Consider the following 9,065-nt stretch of genomic DNA (forward strand, 5'->3'; position numbering starts at 1 on the left):
TTGGTGTCGCTGTCGAAGTTCATGTCCCAGACCTCCGAGGCGATCAGGGTGCGCGACAGCACCTCGCCCTCGCGGCGCATCAGCAGGTGCAGGAGGGCGAACTCCTTGTTGGTCAGGGCGATCACCTGCCCCTGGCGGCTGACCTTGCGCCGCAGCACGTCCAGATGCAGATCGGCCAGTTGCACCTGCTCTGCCTCGCGGACCACGCCGCGGCGCAGCAGGGTACGGATACGCAGCAGCAACTCGGTGAAGGAGAAGGGTTTCACCAGGTAGTCGTCAGCACCCAGTTCGAGGCCGCGGATACGGTCCTGCAGCTGGTCGCGGGCGGTGAGGAAGAGCACCGGCACATCGTGCTTCTTGCGCAGCACTTCCATGATCTGCCAACCGTCCAGGCCGGGCAGCATCACGTCGAGGACCACCAGGTCGTAGCGGTTCTCCAGCGCCAGGTAGAGACCGTCGGCGCCGTGCTGCGACCAGTCGACCGCATAGCCCGACTCGCCGAGGCCCTTCTTCAGGTACTCGCCGGTCTTCGTATCGTCTTCGATCACCAGGATGCGCATGTCTCGTTCCCCCTCGTTCGCCGCCATTCTAGCCAGCGCGCGGCGCGGATTCGGTGACATTTTTGTCATGCGAAAGTCATCTCCGGGTACCGCCGGCGGGGCGACCATCGAGGCTCAACCCCACCGAGGATCGACCGATGCTTCGACTCAAGGCTTCCCCCGCGCTGTTCTTCGGCCTGCTCCTGGCCAGTGCCGCCAGCTTCGCCGCGCAACCGCCTGCGGGCATGCTGCAGCCGCTGCGCGGCACCATCCAGCAGGCCGCCGACGACCACCTGCAACTGAAGGCCCGCAACGGCCAGCAACTGACGGTCAGACTCACCGACAAGACCGCGATCCGCGCCGTGTCGCTGGCGAAGCCGGAGGACATCCAGCCCGACAGCTTCATCGGCACCGCCGCCGTGCCGCAGCCCGACGGCACCCTGAAGGCCCTCGAGGTGCATGTCTTCGCCCCCAGCCTGCGCGGCAGCGGCGAAGGCCACCGGCCCTGGGAGAACGCCGATGGCAGCGCCTCGACCATGACCAACGGTACGGTCGGCAACCTGGTGGTCAGCCAGGGCCGGCGCATGACCGTGAAATACGGCGATGGCGAGAAGACCGTGGTGGTGCCGGACGACGTGCCCATCGTCAGCCTGGAGCCGGGCGAGCGCAGCCTGCTCAAGCCTGGCGCCAAGGTTGTGCTGTTCCCGCAGAAGGGCGCCGACGGCAGCCTCACCGCCCTGGCCATCTCGGTCGGCAAGGACGGCGTGACCCCGCCGATGTGAGGTTTCGCCGGGACGGCGCGCCCGTCCCGGCCGGGTTCCCTGGGAGAAAAGCCATGAACCGTGCGTTGCACGCCTGGCCGGTGAGACTCTGCCACTGGCTCAATGCCTATGCCATGGCCTGCCTGATCGGCAGCGGCTGGGGCATCTACAACGCTTCGCCGCTGCTGGATTTCCGTTTTCCCGCCTGGGCCACCCTCGGCGGCTGGCTCGGCGGTTCCATCGCCTGGCATTTCGCCGCCATGTGGCTGCTGCTCGGCAACGGCCTGTGCTACCTCGCCTACGGATTGTCCAGCGGGCATTTTCGTCGCGACTTCCTGCCTTTGAGCGCGGCCGGCGTCTGCCGCGACCTGCGCCTCGCCTTCGGCCTGCGCCTGGTCCATGAGCCGGGCCGCTACAACGCGGTACAGCGCCTGCTGTACTGGCTGGTCCTGGGGCTCGGCGCGCTGCTGGTGCTGTCCGGGCTGGCGATCTGGAAACCGGTGCAGCTGCACGGGCTGACCGTGTTGTTCGGTGGCTTCCAGGGGGCGCGCTGGGTGCATTTCCTGGCCATGGCCGGGGTCGTCGGGTTCGTCGTCGTGCACCTGCTGCTGGTGCTGTTGGTGCCGCGCACCCTGCTGCCGATGATCATCGGACGCGAGTGGCGGCGCGGACGGAGGAGCGAAGGATGAAGGGGCCGGAGAAGAAGCGCGCGAAGATCGCGATCGACCCGTCCAGCGAGCGGCAGATGGTCGACCTGCAACGCCGCCTGCTGTTGCGCGGTGGCCTGTCCCTGGGCGCCCTGGCGATGCTCTCGGGGTGCCGGCTACAGGACGGCGATTCGGTCGACAAGGTGCTCTGGGCCATGTCGCGCTGGAACGACCGGGTCCAGGCCTGGCTGTTCAGCCGCACTCGGTTGGCGCCGACCTTCGATCCGTCGCAGGTGGCCTCGCCGTTCCCTTTCAACGCGTTCTACCCGGCCTACAACGTGCCGGAGATCGACCTGCCGGAATACCGCCTGCAGGTTTCCGGGCGGGTCCGCGACAAGCGCCCCTGGAGCCTGGAGCAACTGCGCCGGTTGCCGCAGGCCAGCCAGGTCACGCAACTGATCTGCATCGAGGGCTGGAGCGCGATCGGCCAGTGGAGCGGAGTGCCGCTGCGCACTTTCCTGGAGCTGGTCGGCGCCGACACCTCGGCGAAGTACGTCGGCTTCAAGTGCGCCGACCGCTACTATTCCAGCCTCGACATGCCCAGCGCGCTGCATCCGCAGACCCTGCTGGCGCTGGAGATGTCCGGGCAGGCGCTGCCGGAGGAGAACGGCTATCCGCTGCGCCTGCGGATTCCCACCAAGCTCGGCTTCAAGAACGCCAAGCACGTGGTGGAGATCTTCGTCAGCAACAGCAATCCCGGAGGTTACTGGGAGGACCAGGGCTACAACTGGTTCAGCGGAGTCTGAGGCGGGAGAGTGCGGCTTGCCTCGGGCCATGCGCCCAGCGCGACAGGGATGGGAAAATAGGAAAGCCCGGCATCGGGCCGGGCTTTTCTCGCGCCTTGCGGCGTAACGAGCGGTCAGGCGGTGCGCAGGTCGAAACGGCTCATGCTGCGATGCAGGCGGTCCACGGTCTGTTCGCTGCCGTTGTCGGCCAGGCGGGCTTCGGCCTTGGTCATGTCCTTGTGCAGGCGGTCGACGGTCTGCTCGCTGCCGTTGTCGGCCAGGCGGGCTTCGGCCTTGGTCATGTCCTTGTGCAGGCGGTCGACGGTCTGCTCGCTGCCGTTGTCGGCGATGCGCAGTTCGACGCTGGACATGTCCTGGTGCAGCCGGTCGATGGTGCGGCTGGAGCCGTCGGCGGCGAAGGCGGCGTTGGCGGTCAGGGTGGCGAGGGCGAGGCCGAGGATCAGGGAAGCTTTCATGACGGTGACTCCGAGTGGGTTGTCGATTGCGTTGGAGTCATTCTCAGTTCGGATAAGTCGATTTAAAAACGAAGTGCGATGATAGTGTCTATCGACATGGGTGATTATTTGTTTTCTTATTATTTATCAGTAAGTTAGTTGGTTATTTTTGTGATGTTGCAGATTTCGTAAAGGATAGTTAGCTTTTCTCTATTTAATCGATAAATTGGATAAATAAGGCGAAAAGAAAAGCCGGCGCTGCGGGCGCCGGCTCTCGGACGGGTCTTGCTCTGGAGTCAGGCGAGGTCGTCGAGGATGTCGGCCATGTCGTCCGCGTGTTCTTCTTCCTGGGCCAGGATTTCCTCGAAGATGCGTCGGGTAGTGGGGTCGTCGTTACCGAGGTAGGTGATGATCTCGCGATAGCTGTCGATGGCGATGCGCTCGGCGATCAGGTTCTCGGTGACCATGTCCTTCAGGGTCTTGCCTTCGACGTATTCGGCATGGGAGCGCTCCTCCAGGCCGCGCGGATTGAAGTCCGGCTCGCCGCCCAGTTGCATGATGCGCTCGGCCAACTGGTCGGCATGCTGCATTTCCTGGTTGGCGTGCTCGAGGAACTCGGCGGCGGCGATGCTCGCCTTCAGGCCGGTGGCCATGAAGTAGTGGCGCTTGTAGCGCAGGAAGCAGACCAACTCGGTGGCGAGCGCTTCGTTGAGCAGGCGCAGGACGGTCTGGCGATCGGCCGAATAGCCTTCGGTGACCGCGCCTTCCTGGATGTTCTTGCGGGCACGGTCGCGAAGGGTCTGGACGTCCGTCAGTTGAACGGTGGTCATCGGTTTTCTCCTTGGGGCTGATCCGGTGAAAAGGGCCGGCTCTGCGGCCGGCTTTTTCTGCTTACCTAAGGTGTGAGTCCCGCGTGGTCGAAAAAGTTTTATCGACCCGCCGCCGAACTGGCCTTTTGCCTGAAATGCGTGGGACGGGGAGCAATGCCGGCGTTTCGCCGGTCCTAACGGAACGGGCCGGCGTATTCGCGCTGGCGAGTCCATGGGCCAGCCTGCACACTGACGGCTGAGCGAGGCGCGCTGCCGCGCCTGCCCGACAACCGACGCGGCGAAAAGGAGTTGTACATGACGCGCGGCCGAAAGATCCTGACCTGGAGCCTCGCCAGCCTGGTCCTGCTGCTGGCGGCGTTGGTGGTGTTCATCGCCACCTTCGACTGGAACCTGATCAAGCCCACCCTCAACGAAAAGGTCTCGGCGGCGCTGAACCGCCCGTTCGCCATCAACGGCAACCTGGCAGTGGCCTGGCGCCGCGAAGAGGGCGAGGAAGGCTGGCGCGCCTGGATCCCCTGGCCGCGCTTCAGCGCCGAGGACATCCCCCTCGGCAATCCGGACTGGACGACGGGCAAGACCAAGGCGAGCGAGTTCGCCAGCCTGGAACGCATCGAATTCCGCCTGGCGCCGTTGCCGTTGCTCTGGCAGACCATCCGCATTCCGCAGATCAAGCTGACCCAGCCGCGCGCCGATCTCCTGCGCCTGGCCGACGGCCGCGCCAACTGGGATTTCGACCTGCCTGCCAGCGACAGCGACGAGCCGTCCGCCTGGCAACTGGACATCCGCGAGATCGGTTTCGACAAGGGTAGCGTCAGCCTTGACGACCAGCGTTTGAAGACCCGTCTGGAAGTGCTGGTCGACCCGCTCGGCAAGCCGGTACCGTTCGGCCAGTTGGCCGGCAAGGCGCTGGCCACGGGCGATGCGGCGAACGCTCAGGACTATGTGTTCGGCTGGAAGGTCAAGGGCACCTACAAGGGCCAGGCTCTGGCCGGCTCGGGCAAGGTCGGCGGGATGCTGGCGTTGCAGGACGCGAGCAAGCCCTTCCCGCTACAGGCCGAGGTCAGTGCCGGCAGCACCCGTGCCGCGGTGGTCGGCACCCTGACCGACCCGCTCAACCTCGGCGCCCTCGACCTGCGCCTGAAGCTGTCCGGGACCAGCATGGCCAATCTCTATCCGCTGACCGGCATCACCCTGCCGGACACCCCGGCCTACTCCACCGACGGTCACCTGCTGGCGCGGCTCAAGGAGGAGGGCGGCGCGCTGTTCCGCTACGAGAACTTCAACGGCAAGGTCGGCGCCAGCGACCTGCACGGCAGCCTGACCTTCGTCGCTCGCCAGCCTAGGCCGAAGCTGTCCGGCAAGCTGACCTCCGAGCAATTGCGCTTCGCCGACCTCGGCCCGCTGATCGGCGCCGACAGCAATGCCGAGAAACAGAAGCGCGGGCAGGCCAGCCGCCAGCCGGGCGACAAGGTGCTGCCGGTGGAGGAATTCCGCACCGAGCGCTGGCGCGACATGGATGCCGACGTGGAATTCACCGGCAAGCGTATCGTCCACAGCGACCAGTTGCCGATCAGCGACCTCTACACCCATCTGGTGCTCAACGACGGCCTGCTGCGCCTGGAACCCCTGCGCTTCGGCGTGGCCGGCGGCAAGCTGGAGTCGGACATCCGCCTCGACGGCGGCAAGCAGCCGATGCAGAGCCGAGTGAAGATGAGCGCGCGGGGCTTCAAGCTGAAGCAGTTGTTCCCCGGCTTCGCGCCGATGCAAACCAGCTTCGGCGAGCTGAACGGCGACGCCAGTCTCAGCGGCAGCGGCAATTCGGTGGCGAAGATCCTCGGTGGCGCCGATGGCGAATTGAAGATGCTGATCAACGACGGTGCGATCAGCAAGGGCCTGACCGAAATCGCCGGCCTCAATGTCGGAAACTACCTGGTGACCAAGCTGTTCGGCGACGACGAGGTGAAGATCAACTGCGCGGCCGCCGACTTCGGCCTGCAGAAGGGCCTGATGACCAGCCGGCTGTTCGTCTTCGACACCGAGAACGCGCTGGTCAACGTCGACGGCACGGTGAACTTCGCCAACGAGAAGCTCGACCTCGATGTCACCCCGCACAGCAAGGGCCTGCGGATCTTCTCGCTGCGCTCGCCGCTGTACGTGCGCGGCACCTTCGCCAAGCCTGACGCCGGGGTCCACGCCGGACCGCTGGTGGCGCGCGGCGCGGGAATGATCGCCCTCGGCGTGACGGTGGGCCCGGCGGCCAGCCTGCTGGCGCTGGTGGCGCCGAGCAAGAGCGACGACAACCAGTGCACCGTGCTGCTGCAGCGCATGCGCTTGCCAGCCAAGGTGCCGGCCGGCAAGCGCTGATTCAGTAGATGGGGATATACAGGTCGACTTGCGAGTTCGGATCCAGCGGTCCGCGGAAACGCTGGTCGTAATATTCGAAGTCGACCCCCGCCTTGGGCTCCAGGCCGCGTTCGGCGAGCAGGTGGCTGTAGATCGCCTGGAAGCTCTCGGCGATCTGCGGCGCCGTGCCCTTGTGGGTGAACACCGCGTACTTCTGCGCCGGCACCTGGAAACGCACCATGCCCTCCGGCACCGGCCAGCCTTCCTGCACCTCGAAGCCGGCGATGTAGTGGAATTCACCGTTGGGCTGCTGCGCGCAGATGCCATAGGAAACGTCGGGATCGTGCTTGCCGGCGATCTCGTGCTCGCGCGGGATGAAGCGCTCCCAGAGCTGGCCGATGGTGTCGCCGGGGGCGCTGCCGAAGTATTCCATGCCCACCACGCTGAAGGCGGGACGTTCGACGATTCGTGCATGCATGTTGCGGATCCTCCAGTGGGCGAGCGTCGCCAGGGTTCGGTCGAGTTCCGCCAGCAGGCGCTGGCGGGCGCTGATTTCTTCGCGCAGAGTGTGCTGGTGTCGTTGCAGGAAATGCCGCAGGCGTTGCGGGTCGTCCAGCGCTCCGTCGCGTTTCAGGCGGTCGATGGCTTCCAGCGGAACGTCCAGCCGGCGCAACGCGAGTATGCGCGAGAGCTGCTCGATCTGTTCCGGCTGGTAGTAGCGGTAGCCATTGTCGCTGCCGGTGCGCGCGGGGACGAACAGGCCGATGGCATCGTAGTGGCGAAGCGTCTTGGTGGAGATCTCGAAGATTCGCGCCAGTTGGCCGATGGTGAGCATTTCCGGTTCCTGCTGCGGGATACCGGCAGACTACGGATTGCCCCTGGGGCAAGGTCAAGGGGTTTGTGCCGGCGCGCACTTTCTCTGAACGTCCGCCGCCGCCGCCCGGTCCCAACAGTGAACCCATCGCAAAGGGAGATATCCCCATGCCCCGTGGCGACAAGAGCAAGTACAGCGACAAGCAGCAGCGCAAGGCCGAGCACATCGAGGAGAGCTACAAGGCCAAGGGTGTGAGCGAATCGGAAGCCGAGGCGCGCGCCTGGGCGACGGTGAACAAGCAGTCCGGCGGCGGCGAGCGCAAGGGCGGTTCCGGCCGCGCCAAGAGCGAGACGGCCAAGCGCGCCGACCGCAAGGACTCGGCCCATCGCGCCGCCCAGGCCCGCTCAGGGAGACCGGCCAACCGCGGCTCGGCGAGCCGTGGCAAACGTCAGGGCAGCACCTCGGTGAGCGAGATGACCCGCGAGGAATTGATGCAACTGGCGCGCAAGCGCGACATCCGCGGTCGTTCGACGATGCGCAAGGCCGAACTGATCGAGGCCCTGTCCCGGGCCTGAACGCAGACGCCCCGCCTCCGTGAGGAAGCGGGGCGTCGAGCCGTCAGGGGCGGGCGTCGCGCTCGTGGCGATCCAGCTCGGAGCAGCTCAGGAAGCCCGAGCCGTCGACCTTGCCGCTGCCGTCGAAACTGACGTAGAACGGCTGCTGCTGGCCGTCCTTGTTGAGGATGTAGCTGTTGCAGCTCCCCGGTTTCATCAGGCGCTTCTGGGTGCCGGAAGGGGTGCCGCCGATGCGCAGGACTTCCTGCTGGCTCATGCCTTTCTCGACATCCTTGACCAGCGGTTCGTTGCGGAAAGTGATGTAGTTGACCGGGTTCTGCACCTTGGTCGACGCGCAGCCGGCCAGGGTTGCCATCACGAACAGTGCCGCCAGTGACTGCTTGTACATGCTGTGACTCCTTGTGGTTGAGCGGTGCTTGCCAACATTGGAACGCAGGCCCTCGCGCAGAGTTCGCCCGGAATCGCGGCTGATTGCCTCAGACCTTCTCCAGGGCCCGGTGCGGCAGGGGTGGCAGCTGGATATCGATGGCGTCGCCGGGGCGAACCTCGCCGTCTTCCAGGACGATCGCCATCACCCCGGCCTTGCGAATCAGGTTGCCCTGTTCGTCGCGGCCGAGCACGGCGGCGGTCAGTCCGGGCTGGTAGTTGTCCAGCTGCGAGCAGGGATTGCGCAGGCCGGTCAGCTCGACCAGGGCGCTTTCCCCCAGGCGCAGGCGGGTGCCGGTGGGCAGGCCGAGCAGATCGACGCCACGGGTGGTGATGTTCTCGCCCATGGTCCCCGGGCCAATGGCGAAGCCGCTGGCGCGTAGCTCGTCGTGCAGTTCCTCGTGGATCAGGTGGACCTGGCGCAGGTTCGGCTGGGTCGGGTCCTGGCGCACCCGCGAGCGGTGCTTGACGGTGACGCCGTGGTGGGCGTCGCCCTCGACGCCGAGGCCTTTCAGGAGTCGGATGGCGGGACGCACCTGCTTGCTGAACGCGTGGGTGGCGCAGAGGCTCACCGCGATGACCTGTTGCATGGAACTCCTCCTCGTGCGAGGCGTCAGTCTAGCCGCGAAACATGACGCTTGTCGCAAGTGCACAGGACGCGTTCCCAGCCCCTGCAAAGCCCGCCGCAGTCGCTAGACTTCAGCACACCTGCATGCGAACGTGCAGCCCTTCAAGGAGAGTTCGATGAATATCCTGCGTATCCCGATGTTCGTATTGGCCATGGCCGTCTCTGCCCATGGTTTCGCTGCCACCGCGCAGCAGGAGAAGATGACCGCCTGCAACGCCGAGGCCACCACCAAGGCGCTCAAGGGCGACGAACGCAAGGCGTT

At 65.7% G+C, this 9,065-nt stretch carries 12 protein-coding genes; 6 read left to right on the forward strand and 6 right to left on the reverse strand.

From position 1 onward, the window contains the following. Positions 1-560: heavy metal response regulator transcription factor (locus HMPREF2886_RS14870; protein ID WP_070747723.1), on the reverse strand; the 560-nt coding region annotated here is incomplete at its 3' end. A 137-nt stretch (positions 561-697) separates the two neighbouring features. Here HMPREF2886_RS14870 and HMPREF2886_RS14875 point away from each other — a divergent pair. The 3 genes from HMPREF2886_RS14875 to HMPREF2886_RS14885 are packed head-to-tail and all read left to right on the forward strand — an operon-like array spanning position 698 to position 2,753. Next, positions 698-1,321: a hypothetical protein gene (locus HMPREF2886_RS14875; protein WP_003116116.1), complete on the forward strand. Its 624-nt coding sequence runs from the start codon at positions 698-700 to the stop codon at positions 1,319-1,321. A 53-nt stretch (positions 1,322-1,374) separates the two neighbouring features. Beyond that, complete coding sequence (locus HMPREF2886_RS14880) at positions 1,375-1,989, forward strand: cytochrome b/b6 domain-containing protein (protein WP_033967930.1); 615 nt, start codon at positions 1,375-1,377, stop codon at positions 1,987-1,989. Next, entirely contained in the window at positions 1,986-2,753 is a 768-nt protein-coding gene (locus tag HMPREF2886_RS14885; protein WP_003112308.1) for a molybdopterin-binding protein, read from the forward strand. Before HMPREF2886_RS14880 ends, HMPREF2886_RS14885 begins: the two co-directional genes overlap by 4 nt. 113 nt (positions 2,754-2,866) lie before the next feature. Here the strand turns inward: HMPREF2886_RS14885 and HMPREF2886_RS14890 are convergent, their stop codons facing one another. After that, entirely contained in the window at positions 2,867-3,208 is a 342-nt protein-coding gene (locus tag HMPREF2886_RS14890) for a hypothetical protein (protein ID WP_034002763.1), read from the reverse strand. 275 nt (positions 3,209-3,483) lie between these two features. After that, on the reverse strand, positions 3,484-4,017 hold the full coding sequence (locus HMPREF2886_RS14895; RefSeq protein WP_003095503.1) for a ferritin-like domain-containing protein: 534 nt from the start codon (positions 4,015-4,017) through the stop codon (positions 3,484-3,486). Between the two features lie 294 nt (positions 4,018-4,311). Here HMPREF2886_RS14895 and HMPREF2886_RS14900 point away from each other — a divergent pair, with 294 nt between their 5' ends. Continuing rightward, positions 4,312-6,381: an AsmA family protein gene (locus HMPREF2886_RS14900; protein WP_070747725.1), complete on the forward strand. Its 2,070-nt coding sequence runs from the start codon at positions 4,312-4,314 to the stop codon at positions 6,379-6,381. Between the two features lies 1 nt (position 6,382). Here the strand turns inward: HMPREF2886_RS14900 and brlR are convergent, their stop codons facing one another. Next, entirely contained in the window at positions 6,383-7,195 is an 813-nt protein-coding gene (gene brlR, locus HMPREF2886_RS14905; RefSeq protein ID WP_033967933.1) for a c-di-GMP-binding multidrug transporter transcriptional regulator BrlR, read from the reverse strand. 146 nt (positions 7,196-7,341) lie between these two features. Between brlR and HMPREF2886_RS14910 the strand changes: the two genes are divergently transcribed. Further along, a complete protein-coding gene (locus tag HMPREF2886_RS14910; RefSeq protein ID WP_003095492.1) occupies positions 7,342-7,749 on the forward strand; it encodes a Rho termination factor N-terminal domain-containing protein in 408 nt (135 codons plus the stop codon). Positions 7,750-7,792: 43 nt separating this feature from the next. Here the strand turns inward: HMPREF2886_RS14910 and osmE are convergent, their stop codons facing one another. Beyond that, a complete protein-coding gene (osmE, locus tag HMPREF2886_RS14915; RefSeq protein WP_003095488.1) occupies positions 7,793-8,137 on the reverse strand; it encodes an osmotically-inducible lipoprotein OsmE in 345 nt (114 codons plus the stop codon). 88 nt (positions 8,138-8,225) lie between these two features. Continuing rightward, the gene (locus HMPREF2886_RS14920) at positions 8,226-8,765 is read right to left on the reverse strand and encodes an MOSC domain-containing protein (RefSeq protein ID WP_003095483.1); all 540 of its coding nucleotides are present in this window, start codon (positions 8,763-8,765) and stop codon (positions 8,226-8,228) included. Between the two features lie 154 nt (positions 8,766-8,919). On the opposite strand from HMPREF2886_RS14920, the gene HMPREF2886_RS14925 reads away from it, so the two are divergent. Beyond that, the coding region (locus HMPREF2886_RS14925) for a PsiF family protein (RefSeq protein WP_049262840.1) at positions 8,920-9,065 on the forward strand (146 nt) is incomplete at its 3' end.

This window comes from Pseudomonas sp. HMSC066A08, from assembly GCF_001813025.1.
Lineage (GTDB): Bacteria > Pseudomonadota > Gammaproteobacteria > Pseudomonadales > Pseudomonadaceae > Pseudomonas > Pseudomonas aeruginosa.